13 protein-coding genes are annotated in these 15,193 nt (G+C 70.6%); 5 read left to right on the top strand and 8 right to left on the bottom strand.

Features of this window, described 5'->3' with window-relative positions; translation table 11 throughout:
• The first annotated feature begins 7 nt into the window (after nt 1-7).
• Entirely contained in the window at nt 8-1,255 is a 1,248-nt protein-coding gene (locus OHB49_RS15205; RefSeq protein WP_030969918.1) for a styrene monooxygenase/indole monooxygenase family protein, read from the top strand.
• 203 nt (nt 1,256-1,458) lie between these two features.
• On the top strand, nt 1,459-2,208 hold the full coding sequence (locus OHB49_RS15200) for a phytanoyl-CoA dioxygenase family protein (RefSeq protein ID WP_329160854.1): 750 nt from the start codon (nt 1,459-1,461) through the stop codon (nt 2,206-2,208).
• 136 nt (nt 2,209-2,344) lie between these two features.
• Here OHB49_RS15200 and OHB49_RS15195 read toward each other — a convergent pair whose 3' ends face one another.
• From OHB49_RS15195 to OHB49_RS15175, 5 genes are all read right to left on the bottom strand, one after another.
• Complete coding sequence (locus OHB49_RS15195) at nt 2,345-3,517, bottom strand: C40 family peptidase (RefSeq protein WP_030969922.1); 1,173 nt, start codon at nt 3,515-3,517, stop codon at nt 2,345-2,347.
• Between the two features lie 146 nt (nt 3,518-3,663).
• On the bottom strand, nt 3,664-6,366 hold the full coding sequence (locus tag OHB49_RS15190; protein WP_329160851.1) for an outer membrane protein assembly factor BamB family protein: 2,703 nt from the start codon (nt 6,364-6,366) through the stop codon (nt 3,664-3,666).
• An 84-nt stretch (nt 6,367-6,450) separates the two neighbouring features.
• Nucleotides 6,451-6,717, bottom strand: a complete 267-nt coding sequence (locus tag OHB49_RS15185) for a hypothetical protein (RefSeq protein WP_030915852.1) — start codon at nt 6,715-6,717, stop codon at nt 6,451-6,453.
• Between the two features lie 34 nt (nt 6,718-6,751).
• Nucleotides 6,752-7,504 (bottom strand): TetR/AcrR family transcriptional regulator, encoded by a 753-nt coding sequence (locus OHB49_RS15180; RefSeq protein ID WP_030969929.1) that lies wholly within the window; start codon nt 7,502-7,504, stop codon nt 6,752-6,754.
• A gap of 41 nt (nt 7,505-7,545) precedes the next feature.
• Entirely contained in the window at nt 7,546-8,481 is a 936-nt protein-coding gene (locus tag OHB49_RS15175; protein ID WP_030969931.1) for an AurF N-oxygenase family protein, read from the bottom strand.
• A gap of 178 nt (nt 8,482-8,659) precedes the next feature.
• Between OHB49_RS15175 and OHB49_RS15170 the strand changes: the two genes are divergently transcribed.
• From OHB49_RS15170 to OHB49_RS15160, 3 genes are all read left to right on the top strand, one after another.
• Nucleotides 8,660-9,763, top strand: coding sequence for a ferritin-like domain-containing protein (locus OHB49_RS15170; RefSeq protein WP_329160847.1), 1,104 nt, complete (start codon nt 8,660-8,662; stop codon nt 9,761-9,763).
• A 229-nt stretch (nt 9,764-9,992) separates the two neighbouring features.
• Nucleotides 9,993-10,886: an ADP-ribosylglycohydrolase family protein gene (locus OHB49_RS15165; protein WP_329160845.1), complete on the top strand. Its 894-nt coding sequence runs from the start codon at nt 9,993-9,995 to the stop codon at nt 10,884-10,886.
• Nucleotides 10,887-10,940: 54 nt separating this feature from the next.
• Entirely contained in the window at nt 10,941-11,759 is an 819-nt protein-coding gene (locus OHB49_RS15160) for a hypothetical protein (protein WP_030969936.1), read from the top strand.
• On the opposite strand, the gene OHB49_RS15155 is transcribed toward OHB49_RS15160, so the two are convergent.
• From OHB49_RS15155 to OHB49_RS15145, 3 genes are all read right to left on the bottom strand, one after another.
• Nucleotides 11,760-12,239 carry a DUF3291 domain-containing protein gene (locus tag OHB49_RS15155; RefSeq protein WP_329160838.1) on the bottom strand — a complete coding sequence of 160 codons (480 nt, stop codon included), beginning with the start codon at nt 12,237-12,239 and terminating at the stop codon, nt 11,760-11,762.
• Nucleotides 12,240-12,326: 87 nt separating this feature from the next.
• Nucleotides 12,327-13,784 carry a peptidoglycan D,D-transpeptidase FtsI family protein gene (locus OHB49_RS15150; RefSeq protein ID WP_329160836.1) on the bottom strand — a complete coding sequence of 486 codons (1,458 nt, stop codon included), beginning with the start codon at nt 13,782-13,784 and terminating at the stop codon, nt 12,327-12,329.
• A complete protein-coding gene (locus OHB49_RS15145; RefSeq protein WP_329160833.1) occupies nt 13,781-15,157 on the bottom strand; it encodes an FtsW/RodA/SpoVE family cell cycle protein in 1,377 nt (458 codons plus the stop codon). The genes OHB49_RS15150 and OHB49_RS15145 overlap by 4 nt, the downstream gene beginning before the upstream one ends.
• Between the last annotated feature and the right edge of the window lie 36 nt (nt 15,158-15,193).

Below are 15,193 nucleotides of genomic sequence, written 5' to 3'. Positions count from 1 at the left end.
AACCGCGATGCGGAAGATACTCATAGTCGGAGCCGGTCAGTCCGGTCTCCAGCTCGCCCTCGGACTGCAGTCCAGTGGGTACGAAGTCACCCTGATGTCCAACCGCACGGCCGACGAGATCCGGTCCGGCCGGGTCATGTCGACACAGTGCATGTTCGACACCGCGCTGCAGCACGAGCGCGACCTCCAGCTCAACTTCTGGGAGTCCCAGGCCCCGCGCATCGAGGGCCTCGGCGTCTCGGTCGCCGCTCCCGACTCCTCCCGCGCCATCGACTGGGTCGGCAAGCTGGACGGCTTCGCCCAGTCCGTCGACCAGCGCGTGAAGATGGCCGGCTGGATGGAGACTTTCGCCCAGCGTGGCGGACAGCTCGTCATCCACGGTGCGGCCGTCTCCGACCTCGACTACTTCTCCCGCACCTACGACCTGGTGATGGTCTCCGCGGGCAAGGGCGAACTGGTCTCCATGTTCGGCCGGGACGCGTCCCGTTCGCCGTTCGACGCCCCGCAGCGCGCACTGGCCGTCGCGTACGTCCACGGCATGGGCCCGCGCCCCGAGCACCCCGAGTTCGACGCGGTCCGCTGCAACCTGGTCCCGGGCGTCGGCGAGCTCTTCGTGATGCCGACCCTGACCACGTCCGGCCGCGCCGACATCCTGTTCTGGGAGGGCATCCCGGGCGGCCCGCTGGACGTGTTCCAGGGCATCAAGGACCCCTCCGAGCACCTCGCGAAGACGCTGGAGCTCATGGAGCAGTTCACGCCGTGGGAGTACGCCCGCGCCACCAAGGTCGAACTGACGGACGCCAACGGCACCCTGGCGGGCCGTTACGCCCCGACCGTCCGCAAGCCGATCGGCCGCCTGCCCGGCGGCGGTCTGGTGCTCGGCGTCGCGGACGTGGTCGTCGCCAACGACCCGATCACCGGCCAGGGCTCCAACTCGGCCTCCAAGTGCGCCGATGCGTACCTCCGGTCGATCATCGAGCACGGCGACCGTCCGTTCGACGCGGACTGGATGCAGTCCACCTTCGACCGCTACTGGGACACCGCGCAGCACGTCGTGAAGTGGACGAACGCCATGCTCGGCGTACCGCCGGAGCACGTGCTGAACCTGATCGGTGCCGCCGGCCAGCTCCAGCCGGTCGCCGACCGCTTCGCCAACGGGTTCGACAACCCGGCGGACTTCGACAACTTCTTCTTCGACCCGGAGAAGACGAACGCGTACCTGGCTCAGGTGTCCGGGGCCGCATCCGCCGCCTGACCTGCGAAGTAGCGGTTGGCGTCGGTCGACGTCGGTGGTTGTGGGCCGTCCTCGGACGGCCCACAGACGGCCTGGGCGATCACGTAATTCGGCTCTGTCGGAGATCTTGTGACGGTGTACCGGTGCCGGCTGCGACAGTGTGCGCATGGACGGCCGGCGTTATCGGGTTGCCGTGGAGGATGCTGCCTGGTGCACTGAACGGCATGGTGACCATCACTGACGAGACGAGGACCACGTTCCGTCAGCAGGGATTCGTAGTGATTCCCGATGTGCTCAGCGGCGAACGGATCGCCGCAGGACGCAGGGTTGTCGCCGCCATGCTGGAGCGGGAGCCCTACGCCGACGACCACGCCGGACCGTATTTCCTGTGGCCGCGGTTCTCTCCGACGGGCCATCCGCTGCTCGACTTCTACCGGGAGACGGGCATCGGGGAGCTTGCCGACCAGCTACTGCGTACGGATCGGGCCGTACAGGATCCCGATTTCGCGCAGGTGGCCACAACGATCCCGCCCTGGCCGCATCGGCCGGGCGGTCCGCACGTCGACGGCCTGACGCCGGGTGAACCGGACGGACGTCCGGCGACGTTCTCGCTGCTGGCCGGCGTGTGGCTCACCGATCACGACCGGCGGCACCGAGGGAACCTGTGGGTCTGGCCGGGCACTCATCTGCGTTTCGGGCAGTACCTTGCCGACCGCGGCGCGGGCGCCCTGACTCGGGTCGAGGAGATGAATCCGGGCCCCTATCCGAAGATCGAGCTCGGCGAGCCGACACAGGCGATCGGCAGTGCGGGCAGCGTGCTGTTCGCGCACTATCTGCTCGCCCACAACATCGGTGACCACGAGGGTGCGGCCGCCGAGGGGCGGCGCGAGACGGTGTACTACCGGCTCCATGCGAGCGGCCACCGTGACCGGTGGCGTGAGGCTGTCACTGATCCACTCGCCGAATTTCAGTGAGCCGGTTCCCTCGCAATGCAGCCGAGCACCGAGCACCGGGTTGCCTTGACGGGGGTGACGGCCGTTCGGGCGGCAGCGCTCGCGTTCGGGCGGGCCGAATCCTGGCGGCGCTCACGTCCCGGACCTGGAGCTTGCCCTACGCGTCGGTGGGGGCGGACGAAGCGCTGTATCCCGTGTCCGAGCCGTCCGACGCATTCCGGGGCAGCTCCGGCCGCTCGTACGTGCGCAGCGACGCGTTCTCCGGATCCGGCCGCACGGCGCCGAGCAGCGGGTTCGACGCCACCGGTGAGACCTTCACCCGGGTCCCCGGCCGGGGCGCCTGCACCACCAGACCGTTGCCGATGTACATCGCCACGTGCGTGGCCTTCGGGAAGTAGATCACCAGGTCACCCGGGCGCAGAGTGTTCAGCGGCACCTTCCGCAACCGCTGCCACTGTTCCTGCGAGGTCCGCGGAATGGGCCGGCCCGCGGTCGCCCAGGCCCGCGAGGTGAGCCCGGAGCAGTCGAACGACCCCGGCCCTTCCGCACCCCACACATACGGCTTGCCGACCTGCCCGATCGCGTACTGCACCGCCTCGCCGCCCTCCTCGGACGGCTGCCGGGAAGAGGACAGGGCGCCCGAGGCGACCAGCGCGCCCTGGGCCTTCTCCGTGGCCTGCTGCTCCAGCCGGGACATCTGGGCGATCTTTTCGGCGGAGAGGGTGGCCAGCAGCTTCTCGACGTTCCGCAGCCGCGCCCGCACCGTGTCGCGCTGCTTCTTCTGCCGCGCCGCCAGCACCCGCTGTCTGTCGCGTACCTTGCGGGCCGCGGTGGCCAGGCCGTCGGCGTGTTTCGCGGCGCCGGTGAGCCGTTTCACGGTCGCGGCCCGGCCGGCGGTCACCCGTTGGATCACATGCCCCTGGTCCAGGGCGTGCTCGGGATCGCGGGCCAGCAGCAGCTGTGCGTACGAGGAGAAGTCGGACCGCCCCTGGTACTGCTCACGGGCCAGCCGCCCCGCTTCGTCGTGGCTGCGGGCCAGTGCGAGCCTGGCCGCGGCGAGGGCGGAACCGAGTCGCTTCGCCTCGGCGGTCCGTTTCTTCAGCTCGGCCACGGTCCCGTTGTACGTCTCGGTGGCTTCCTCCGCCTGCCGGTACAGCGTGCGCAGCTCGGTCAGCAGCTCGGCGATGCTCTTGGTGGAGTCGGGGCCCTTGCCGGTGGTCACGTCCGAGGGACCGGGGTCCGGTGCCACGGGGGCGGCAACGGCGGGGGAGGCCATGACGAGGGCGGCGAGCGCCGCGGAGCAGACGGTGCGCAGGACCGTGCCTGACACGGGATCACCTCCGATGACGGGGCGATCGCGGGACTACCCCATGAGTGAGCGCGGCACATCCATACGGTCACCGGGTGTCGGGCGATGCAAGAACCCCGCGGCGTGGCGGCCGAGGGGTTCCCTCGGAAGGCGGGTGCCCCGCGGGCTCACGCCACCGGGAACGCGTAGAAGATCCGTTCGCGTTGGACCACGGCGGTCTTCCCGAACGCCAGCAGCCGGTACGGAGCGGTGACCGTGGCCCCCTTCGGATCCTGCACGCCGATGTCCTGGAACTTCCACAGCCGCCGCCCGTCCTCCGTCGCGAACGCGGTGACCTGCGCCCCTCCGGCCGCCAGCAGGGTCTCGCCGGACGGGCTGAGGGTGACGGCGGGCGCAGCGCCGCCGGGCGCCGCCTCCGTGGACCGCCGCCAGCGCAGCTTTCCGGTGGCCCGGTCGACCGCGCCTACTTCCTGGTTGCGGTTGGTGGTGTGCAGGAGCGTTCCGGCCGGGACCGGGGTCCCGAACACGGAGCCGGCGGTGCCGTTCAGGGTCCACTCCGGCTTACCACCGGGCATCGCGAACGACTGGAGGTCGTCGCCCACCGCCGCGTAGAGCAGACCCCGGTCGTCGCCGACGGCCGCTCCGTCCGGCCCGATCTTGCCGAACGACTTGGTCCACAGCAGCTTTCCGCTCTCGCGGTCGAAGCAGCGGAAAACCGCCTTGCCCTTCGCGGCCCTGACGTCTCCCGGGGTGAGCGTCGCACTCGTCTGACGTACGACGATGTCGTCCGGTCGGACGGCGATCGACCGGTAGGCGGGGGCCGCCGATTCACGTCCGGTGGGTACGGAGGTCCGCCACACCTCCTTGCGCTGCACGACGTCGTACGCGAACAGGAACGACACGACGGCCTGGGTGTCCTTGCCGGGCTTCTTGCCCTTCTTCGGCTTCTTGGCCTTCACGGTGACCTTGTGCGAGCCGGTGAACCAGATGACCGGCCCGGACCGGCCGATGATGTCCGACACCGTCAGATGTGGCGTGTCCTCGAACCCGTCCTCGTACGCCACCCGGTGTGTGACCTGTCCGTTCCTGGCTGACAGCCAGAGGAACTCGGACGGCCCGGCGACGAAGCAGAGATCCTCGCCGGCGGGCAGGGCCGCCTGCCCCTTGGCTCCGTCCGCACACTCCCAGACGCGGCGGCCGGAGCGCAGATCGATCCCTACGGCCTGCGTGTCGCCGGTCAGGACGAGCAGCCGGTCGAGCCAGAGGGCGGCGGTGAGCGGCGCGGGCTCGGCGTCGGGATGTGTGTACACCCAACGCGGCTGCGGAGGCAGCCCGGCCACGGTGGGGCGCGTGGGGGCCGGGGCGGGTTTGGCGTCGTCCTGGTCCTCGGAACCGCCGGACTTGAAGGCGAGTACGGCCCCGCCCCCGACGACGAGTCCGGCAGCACCGGCGACGCCACCGACGAGCAGGGTGCGGCGGTCGAGGGGGGGAACTGCGGGAGCGGGAGCGCCGGTCGGACCGGCAGGGGGAGGAGAGGGAGGGGGAGCGGTGGGGGTTGTTGCCGGGGCGGTCGATGCGGGGACGGCCGGTACCGGCGCGGCCGGTGTCGTGGGAGCCGGCAGAGGCCTCGGCACGAGCGGTGCGACGGGCGGCAGGCCGGTGGGCAGCTCGGCCGGAGGCCCGCTGCGCTCCCGCGGGATGGACAGCTGGGTGGTCGGCCGGTCGGGCTCCGGCGCACGGGGGCTGCCGACGCTGCCGATGCGGGTGGTCCGGACATCGTCGTCCCTGGTGGCGGGGGTGTCGGGCCGGGCGTCTGCGGGCCCGTCGGGGGCCGCGTCGGCAGCGTCGTGACCGAGGGCGCCGAGCAGACTGTGGGTCGGCGAGTCGACGGGGGTGCCGGGGGCGGCGCCGGCAGACGCGTCGGCCGGACCGTCATCCGGGTCCGCCGCCAACTTTCGTACGTGTCCGGCCTGTTCCATGATCAGCCTGGACAGCGGCCCCGGCAGCCAGCCGCCCTTGGCCAGGCCCGCCGCACCCTCCAGTGCCAGTTCCGCCGCCACCGTGCCCGCGGTCGGCCGGTCGGCCGGGTCCTTGGCCAGGCAGCGCGCGATCAGGCCGCGCAGTTCTTCCGGGACCGCGTCCAGTTCCGGTTCGGTACGGGCGATCCGTTCGGCGGCCTCCGCCGCCGGTCCGTCGGCGAGCGGAGTCGTCCCGGTCGCCGCGTACGCCAGCAGCAGCCCCAGCACGAAGAGGTCGGAGGCCGGTCCGGCCTCCTTGCCCTCGACCTGTTCCGGGGTGAGATAGCCGAGCCGTACGGACAGCTGTCCACCCGGCCGGGCCTCCGCGTCGGCCGCCGCGCCCAGGGGGCCGAAGGCGGTGAGCCGGGGCCCGTCCTCGGCCAGCAGCACCGTCCTGGGGGCGAGCCCTTCCAGCACGGCCCCGGTGGCGTGCACCCGGGAGAGGGTTTCGGCGATGCCCGCGCCCAGTATCCGCACCGCACGCTGGGGGAGGGGGCCCGCGAAGTCGATCGCCTCCGCGAGCGTCAGTGCCGGTACGTACGCCACGGCCGTCCACAGCTGCCCGTTCGCGGGGCCGTTCGCGTCCTCGTCCGCGTGTTCTGCCGTACGGGTGACGATCTGTGGCTGGACCCAGCCACCCGCCAGCCGCTCCGCCGTGCGTGTCTCCGCCTCGAAGCGACGGCGGAACGCAGGGAGGGCGGCGAGTTCGGGGTGGGCCGCGGTGATCACGACGGTGTCGTCGAGGGCCGCGTCGTGCGCGAGGTACTGCACGGCGCTCGCGGTCTCGCGGAACCGCGCCACCACGGTGTACGGACCGAAGCGGCGTGGATCGTCCTGACGCAGCGCCTCCATGGCGCACCCCCTTGTGACCGTTCTCGTGACCATGGATCCGTCGATCTTAGAGGGTCCGGTGCCCGCAGCCGGGATGCGCGCGGGTCAGTTCGGTTTCGACCAGGGCCACTTGGGAGTGTGGCGTTCACGGCCCTCCGGGGCGTACTCGTACACCCAGCCGCGCTGCACACCCAGCCGCTTGGAGTATCCGGCCGGGACCCGCCGGTACGTGTACACGGTGGCCGGTCCGCCGTCGGCATCCGGCACCGGGACCTCGTACCACTTGGGCGGATGGCCGGTCGCGCCGACGAGGACGGGGAGGACCCGCCCGTCCAGCGGGCCGCCCCTGAAGGTGGTGTTCTCGCTTCTCACGCCCCCAGTCTGACCCAGGGGCGTGTTCGGGTACTCAGTCCGGTGGCAGCAGGTGCGCCGCTTCGGCGACCACCGGGACGAGCCGGGCGGCCAGCCGCCCGGCCGGGCCGTCGGCCGTCTCCAACGGCAGCAGCTCCGCCACCACGGACGCCGTCTCCCGGTCCGTCGCCGCGGTGGCCGCGAGCAGGGTGATCAGCTGGTCGACCAGCCAGGCGCGCAGATCGTCCGCCGGGGGCTGCTTCTCCTCGTCCAGCCAGATCAGGGAGGCCGCCTCGACGGCCGCGATCCAGGTCCGCACCATCATCCGCAGCCGGGGGCCCGGTGCCTGCGTGTCTCCGCGGCCGAGGTGGAGCAGGATCTGTTCGGCCGCCGCCCGCCGCACCTCGTCGACGATCGCCGTCGTCCGGGACGTCTCCGCGACGCTGCCACCGCGCAGCAGCGCGCTGAACCCGGTGTCGTGCTCGTCGACGAACGCGAGATAGCGGCCGAGTACCCGCGCCACCCGTTCGGTGGGCGGGCCCACGGGCGGCTCGGTGAAGCACAGTTCCAGTTCGTCGGCGGCGGACCGGAGCGCAGCCTCGTACAACTGCTGCCGCCCACCGGGGAAGTAGCGGTAGACGAGAGGGCGGGAGACTCCGGCGGCCGCCGCGACCTCGTCGAGCGAGACCTCGTCGGGGGCCCGGTGCGCGAAGAGGGTGAGGGCCGCACCGAGGAGCTGCGTGCGGCGCTCCTCGACGCTGAGCCTTTGGTACGCGCGGTTCGGCGGGGCTGCGGCAGCAGAGGTCATACCTCGAAGCGTAAGCCGTCCCCTCGGTGGGGGGAGCCGGGTCAGGCCAGCAGGCCCGAGCTCTTCCACAGCCTGCGTCCGACCCCGTTCAGCACACCGATGTCGTCGAGGAAGTCCGTCAGCCGCTTCGCGCCCGTCTGCATGACCTCCGTCCGGTGGCCGCTCGCCCTCACCTGGGCGACGGCCTCGCGGCGGTCCAGGCCGACGTTCTCGTACACCTGCGGGTTGACGAAGCAGACGGAGAAGACGCGCGCCGCCTCCCCGCAGCTCAGCCGGGTGAACTCGCGCTCCCAGCGCGGTGCGGTGACCATCTGCCGGCGCAGCTCCTCGCGGGCGTAGCGGACATGCCGCGCCTCCTCGACCACATGGATCCGGGTCACGCCGCGCACCAGCGTCTGGACGCGCTCGTCCGGGAACGTCAGCCGCTGCATCCAGTCGAGGATCTCCTCGCCGAGCAGGGTCGCGGCGAACGATCCGGGCGTGGTGGACACGGTCTTCAGCACCCGCGCGAGGTTGTGATAGACGCGCGGTACGGGGTAGTTGGGCGCACGGCCCCACTGGATCATGCGGCCGAACATCATCGAGTGCCGGCACTCGTCGGCTATCTCGGTGAGGGCGTAACGGACATGGTTGCTGGTCACCGGCTTGTCGTAGATGTGCCGGACCAGCAGCTGCATCAGGATGATCTCGAACCAGATGCCGAGCGAGGCCAGCGACGCCGCCTCGTGCCTGGCCAGGTCCATCCGCTGCTCCTCGGACATCTTCCGCCACAGCGGGGTGTCGTAGAGCGAGACGAGCTCGGGCGGCCAGAACCACTTGCCGTCCTCGACGGCCGCATCCCAGTCGAGCTCGGTGTCCGGGTCGAAGGAGTGCTTGGCCGAGGACTCCAGGAGGCGTTCGGCGATCTGCTCGCGGTCCCGGAGCGGGCCGAGTGCGTCGCGAAGCGTCCGCACGTCGCGTTCGGTCACTGTCGTCATGGCTGAGGGCACCTCACACGTGGGTTACCAGCGGTCACTTCTTATGAGACTGCTTGTCAGCAAGACCGTCAATCCCTTGCGCACGACTTGTTGACCCGGCGTCTACCAACGTGTGAACCTGCCAACTGACGTAACCGCCACGGAACTTATCGAACCATGCGAGGCGAAGGAGCCGTCCGTGTCGACACACGACCTCTACACCACCGCCCCCGAGGAACTGCTGTGGCAGGTGCCCGCCTCCGGCGCCGCCCGCTTCAGCTGGGAGTACGACGACGGCCGCGAGCGCCTCCTCGCCCTCTACCAGAAGGGCAAGGACAAGCAGTGGGACGGCAACAAGCGCATCGACTGGAGCCTGGAGGTCGACCCCGCCGACCCGCTCGGCACCCCGGACGAGGCGCTCACGCTGTACGGCACGCCGCACTGGGCGAAGATGACCGAGAAGGACCGGGGCGAGCTGCGCAAGCACTACACCTCCTGGCAGTTCAGCCAGTTCCTCCATGGCGAGCAGGGCGCCATGGTCTGCGCGGCCAGGATCGTGGAGTCGGTCCCCGATCTGGACGCGAAGTTCTACTCCGCGACCCAGACCATGGACGAGGCCCGGCACGCGGAGATATACGGCCGGTTCCTGCACGAGAAGGTCGGGATGCTCTACCCGGTCAACGACAACCTGCAGGGCCTGCTGGGCGACACCCTGCGCGACTCGCGCTGGGACATGCCGTACCTCGGTATGCAGGTCCTCATCGAGGGGCTCGCCCTTGCCGCCTTCGGCATGATCCGCGACACCACGACCAAGCCCTTGCCCAAGCAGATCCTCGCGTACGTCATGCAGGACGAGGCCCGCCATGTCGCCTTCGGACGTATGGCGCTGCGCGACTACTACAAGCAGCTGAGCGACGCCGAACTGCGCGAACGCGAGGAGTTCGTCATCGAGGGCTGCTACCTGATGCGGGACCGTCTCAGCGGCGTCGAGGTGCTGCAGAACTTCGGCGTGGGCAAGCAGGAGGCCAAGGAGCTCTCCGAGCACTCGGAGTATCTGCAGCTCTTCCGCAAGCTGCTGTTCAGCCGGATAGTGCCGTGCGTCAAGGACATAGGACTGTGGGGCGAAAGGCTCCAGAAGGCCTACGTCGACATGGGCGTCTTCGAGCTCGGCGACTCCAACCTGGACCTGCTGATGGCCCAGGACGAGGAGATCGCCGAACAGCTGGACCGCGACCGGTTCGCGGCGGAGGAACAGGCCCGGGTGGCGGAGGTCGAGGACGCGATAGCGGACGGCGCGGCGTAGGCGGCCCGCTGCCGGGTCCTTCAGCGGCCGGCGCCAGGAGGCCGGCCGCGAGACCGCCCACCCACCGGCTCCGCCACCTGTGCCGGCTGCTCCTGCAGTACGGTGTGCGTCGCCGCGATGCCCTCGGCGGTGACGCGCGGACGCCGTGGCACAGTTCCGCGAGATCTCGGGCCGACGCTGCCCGTACGCGTCATAAAGGGATGTACACCCCGCTGCCCCGGGCACCAGGATGGACCTCATGACGCCCCCGCGCGCAGACCTGGCGGCCGCCCGCCGAAGCCTTGAAGGACTCTCGCTCGGTGATGCGTTCGGGGAGCGATGGTTCCCGCTCTTCCGCGCGCCCCAGCAGGCCCGCAACGAGATCCGCGCCCGCCGCACACCCGCGGAACCGGTCTGGCACTGGACCGACGACACGGCCATGGCCCGCGCCCTGCAGCGCGTCCTCGACGACCACGGCGAGGTCGACCAGGACCGGCTCGCCACCTGCTTCGCCCTCACGTACGACATCGACCCGGCCCGCGGTTACGGCCACGGCATGCACATCCTGCTGCCCGAGCTGCTCACCGCACCGGCCGACTGGCGCACCCTCGCGCCCGACCTCTTCGAGGGCGGCAGCCTCGGCAACGGCGCCGCCATGCGGGTCGCACCGCTCGGCGCCCGGTTCCACGCGGACCTCGACCATGCCGCCCGGCAGGCGCAGTTGTCGGCCGAGGTCACCCACGCCCACCCGCAGGGCATCGCGGGCGCGGTGGCCGTGGCCGTCGCCGCCGCACTGCAGGTGCGGGGCGGGTTCACGTTGACGGCGGTCGCGGACCGTACGCCCGAAGGACCGGTACAGGACGGGATCCGGCGCGCATCGGCCGTGCCGTTCACCACCGTGCCGTGGAAGGCGGCCGATCTGCTCGGCAACGGGCAGCGCATCCGGGCCGACGACACCGTCCCGTTCGCCCTGTGGACCGCGGCCCGGCATCCGGGCGATCTGGAAGCGGCCCTCTGGGCCACCGCCGAGGGTTTCGGTGACGTCGACACGACCTGCGCGATCACCGGCGGGGTCGTCGCCGCGGCCACCGGAGTCGACGGAGTACCGGCCCAGTGGCTGCGCAGTCGTGAGCCGTTGAGCTGAGACGGCCACCCTGTGTCGAATTGGCGTTCGCATGCGTGACGTAACTTGGGCGCCATGACCACGCCGCCACAGCCGCCGCAGGGCCCGTACGGGCCACCCCAGCTCCCGCACCCGCAGCACAACCCGTATGCCCAGCAGCCCCCGTACGGCTATCCGCAGCAACTGCCGCAGCAGGGGCCGCCGCAGGGGCCGTGGGGGCAGCCGGGGATGCCCGGCCCGCCCGGCGCCCAGCCGCCGAGGAAGAAGCGGACCGGCATGGTCATCGGGATCACGGCCGCCGCACTGGTGGCGGTCGGCGCCCTCGGCTACACCGCTTTCCAGCTGGTCGGAGCCGGCAAGTCGGTCGTGGGTGGCTTCCCCGAGGCCGAGTACCGGCTCACCGTGCCGAAGAAGCTGCTGGACGAGGAGTACACGCTCGCCGAGGACACGTCGTCGACCGACGGCAAGGAGGTCGAGGAGGTCCCTGACCCCAGCGTCCGTGATGTCAAGGCCGTCGTCACCCAGTACTCCTCCGCCGAGGGCGGCGTTCTGGTCATCTCCGGTATGTGGGGCCGGATCAGGATGCCCGAGTTCACCCGGGACAAGATCCTGGAGGGGGCCGCGGGAGAGAAGGGCATGACCGTCGTCGTACCCGCCAGGGAGTTCACGCCCGACGGATACGACATCACGGTGGCCTGTCAGGTCGTGACGTCGAAGGACGCCGGAGTGACCAGCACCATCCCCATGTGCGCCTGGGGCGACGGCAACACGGCGGCCTTCGTCGGCCTGGTCACCCCCAAGACCGCGGTCCAGGACCCGAAGAGCGTGGACCTGGAGCAGGCGGCGGCGGACACGGCCGAGGTCAGGGCCGAGTCGCGCAGGCCGATCGGCTGATCAGCCCGCGGCGGCGGCCGGGGCCGGGAAGCCGGTCCGCAGGGTGAACGCCCGCTCCGTCGGACCGTGCTCACGCAGATGCCGCAGACGCTCCTCGGCGTCCTGCACCGTCGGGCGCTCACCCGCCGGTACCCACCACAGGGCGGTCATCGCCTCCGCCACCCGCTCGAACCACTCGCGGCGCCGGGCGAGGAGCTCGCGGTGCCGCCCCTGGTACATGAAGGCCGTCAGCGCGTCCATGTCCTGCCACACCGACATGTTCACGATCAACCAGGAGTCGCCGAAGACCGGTACGTCGGTGGCGTTCCCGGTCTCGCTCCGGAGCCGCCAGATGAAGCCGGCGGCTCGGTCGGCGACCGCGTTGACCGGATCGAGAGCGTCGACGAAGTCCTTCAACTCGGGGGAGTCCAGCGGGAATCTGAGCCGGGCGATGTTCACCTGCGCGAGTTCGTGGCCGGGCTGCGGCGCGAGAGATGTCATGGCCGCACAGTAATCAGCGCGCTCCGCGCCGCACGGACCCTTCCGCGGCGCGAGACGACCCGGTCCGCAACCGTGCAGCCCGTACCTTCAGCCCCGCAGCGCCGCCTCCATGACGGACCTGGCGATCGGAGCCGCGCTGCCGCCCCCACTGATGTCCGCCCGCTTCGCGGCGGCGTCCTCGACGACGACCGCGACCGCGACCACCGGCTGCCGCGAGTCCGGGGACTCCGCCCAGGAGATGAACCAGGCATAAGGCATACCGGTGTTGTCGATGCCGTGCTGTGCGGTTCCGGTCTTGCCACCCACCGTCACCCCGTAGATCGCACCGTTGGACCCGGTGCCCTGCTCCACGACGTCGACCATCATCCGCTGCAACTGCGTCGCCGTACGCGGGCTCATCGCCTGGTGGTACGAGCGCGTGTTGTTCTGATGGACGGTGGTGCCGTTCTTGGTGGTCGTACGGTCGACCAGGTACGGGTACTTGAGCTCGCCGCCGTTCGCCACGGCCGACGCCACCATCGCCATCTGCAGGGGTGTCGCCGTCGTGTCGTACTGCCCGATCGACGACAGGGCCAGCTGGTCGTCGCTCATATCGGTGTCGAAGTTGCTCTTCGCCACCCCGGACGGGATCTTCAGCCCGGTGTCGTTGAAGCCGAACTTCCGCACCGCTTCCACCATCCCGTCCAGCCCCACCTGCACCCCCAGATGGGCCATCACGGTGTTGCACGACACCCGGATCGCCTCGGCGAGCGACGCCTCCTCGCAGCCGCGCGCCTCGTTGGGGAGCGTGGTGCTGGTCCCGGGCAGCACATAGGGGGACGGGGTGTCGGTGTAGGCGTCGGGGTCCGTGACCACGTCCGTGTCGAGCGCGGCCGCAGCCGTCACGATCTTGAAGGTGGAACCCGGCGGATAGGTCTGCCGGATCGCCCGGTTCAGCATCGGCTGGCTCTTCGCCGTGTTGAGTTGCCGCCAGGCGTCGGTGACCGACGAACCCGTGCCGGAGAGCCGCCCCGGATCGTACGAGGGGGTCGAGACCAGAGCCAGGATCTTGCCGGTCGACGGCTCGAGGGCGGCGACCGCGCCCCGCCGGTTGCCCAGCCCGTCGTACGCCGCGCGTTGCATCGAGTCCTTGATGGTGGTGACGACGTTGCCGGCGGGCTGCTGGCTGCGAGTGATCTCGTTCCACAGGGGGACCGGGGCGAGCATCGGGTCGGTGCCGGAGAGGATGCCGTCCTCGGCGTTCTCGATCAGCGTCGTGCCGTACGTCTGCGAGGCGTAGCCGGTCACCGGCGCGTACAGCGGGCCGTTGGTGTACGTGCGCTCGTAGCTGAGCTGCTCGCCGGTGTTCCGGGAACCGGTGACGGACTTCCTGCCGACCATGATGTCGCCGCGCGGCTGGTCGTAACGGACGATCGTCCGGCGGCGGTTGGCGGGGTTGTCGTCGAGTTCGTCGGCCTGGAAGACCTGGATACGGGCGGCGTTCAGCAGGAGCGCCATGAGCAGCAGCAGACAGAACGCGGCGGCCCGCCGGATGTACCGGATCACGACTGCTCCTCCGCGATCGGTGCGACGACCCCGGTCTCCACCTGGTCGGGGTGGGGTCTGCGGGCGACGTCGCTGACGCGGATGAGCAGTGCCACGATGATCCAGTTGGTGACGACGGACGAACCGCCCTGGGCGAGGAACGGCATCGCCATGCCCGTCAGCGGGATCAGCCCCATCACGCCCCCCGCGATCACGAACACCTGGAGGGCCAGGATCGAGGCGAGCCCGATCGACAGCAGCCGCCCGAAGGGGTCACGCAGGGCGAGGCCGGCCCGATAGCCGCGGGCGACCAGCAGCGCGTACAGCAGGAAGACGGCGGTCAGCCCGGACAGCCCGAGCTCCTCCCCCGCTGTGGCCAGGATGAAGTCGGACTTGGCGGCGAAGCCGATGAGGATGGAGTGACCGAGACCGAGCCCGGCACCGAGCATCCCGCCCGCGGCGAACGCGAACAGCGACTGGGCGAGCTGGCTGGGCCCGCGGCCCGCGGCGATGGTGGCGAACGGATCGAGCCAGTCCTGCACCCGGCTGTGCACATGCGGTTCGAAGGAACCGACGACGAAGGCGCCGACGGCGGCGAGCAGCAGTCCCACCGCGATCCAGCCGGTCCGGCCGGTCGCCACGTACAGCATGATCACGAAGAGGCCGAAGAAGAGGAGCGAGGTGCCCAGATCGCGCTCGAGGACCAGCACGCAGACGCTGAGCAGCCAGATCGCCACGATCGGGCCGAGCACACGGCCGGTGGGGAGCTGGAGCCGCCAGAACTTGCGGCCGGTGTAGGCGAGGGCATTGCGGTTCGCGGCGAGATACGCCGCGAAGAAGACGGCGAGCAGAATCTTGGCGAACTCGCCGGGCTGGAAGGAGAATCCGCCGACCCGGATCCAGATCTTGGCGCCGTTCACGGCGGGGAAGAAGATCGGCACGATCATCAGGACGAGGGCGGCGGCGACGGAGAGGTACGCGTACCGCTGGAGCACCCGGTGGTCGCGGAGGAAGACGACGACCACGGTGAAGAACGCGACACCGAGCGTCGACCAGATCAGCTGGGTGGGTGCGGCCTGGTCCTTGGGCGTCTCCAGATCGAGCCGGTAGATCAGCACCAGGCCGAGACCGTTGAGCAGGACGGCGATGGGGAGCAGCAGCGGATCGGCGAACGGGGCGCGGAAGCGGACGGCGAGGTGGGCGAGTAGGGCGAGCAGCCCCAGGCCGGCGCCGTAACCGGCGACATCGGGCGGGACCGCGTCGTTGCGCGCGAGACCGACGGCGGCGTAGCCGTAGACGGAGATGAGGACTGCCCCGATGAGGAGCGAGAGCTCGACCCCGCGCCGCTTGGGCAGGCGTAGCTCGGGCGGGGGTGCGTCCGGCGTTGCGGTCATGCCCCGCAACGTAGCAAGAGGTGGGCCTTATTTCCC

The organism is Streptomyces sp. NBC_01717 (genome assembly GCF_036248255.1).
Taxonomy (GTDB): domain Bacteria; phylum Actinomycetota; class Actinomycetes; order Streptomycetales; family Streptomycetaceae; genus Streptomyces.
This window is presented reverse-complemented; position numbering and strand designations above follow the sequence as displayed.

Coding starts and splice junctions, on each gene's coding strand:
- OHB49_RS15160 (WP_030969936.1), top strand. CDS start 10,941: ATGACCACGCCGCCACAGCCGCCGCAGGGCCCGTACGGGCCACCCCAG.
- OHB49_RS15205 (WP_030969918.1), top strand. CDS start 8: ATGCGGAAGATACTCATAGTCGGAGCCGGTCAGTCCGGTCTCCAGCTC.
- OHB49_RS15190 (WP_329160851.1), bottom strand. CDS start 6,366: ATGGAGGCGCTGCGTCAGGACGATCCACGCCGCTTCGGTCCGTACACC.
- OHB49_RS15165 (WP_329160845.1), top strand. CDS start 9,993: ATGGACCTCATGACGCCCCCGCGCGCAGACCTGGCGGCCGCCCGCCGA.
- OHB49_RS15175 (WP_030969931.1), bottom strand. CDS start 8,481: ATGACGACAGTGACCGAACGCGACGTGCGGACGCTTCGCGACGCACTC.
- OHB49_RS15145 (WP_329160833.1), bottom strand. CDS start 15,157: ATGACCGCAACGCCGGACGCACCCCCGCCCGAGCTACGCCTGCCCAAG.
- OHB49_RS15180 (WP_030969929.1), bottom strand. CDS start 7,504: ATGACCTCTGCTGCCGCAGCCCCGCCGAACCGCGCGTACCAAAGGCTC.
- OHB49_RS15155 (WP_329160838.1), bottom strand. CDS start 12,239: ATGACATCTCTCGCGCCGCAGCCCGGCCACGAACTCGCGCAGGTGAAC.
- OHB49_RS15200 (WP_329160854.1), top strand. CDS start 1,459: ATGGTGACCATCACTGACGAGACGAGGACCACGTTCCGTCAGCAGGGA.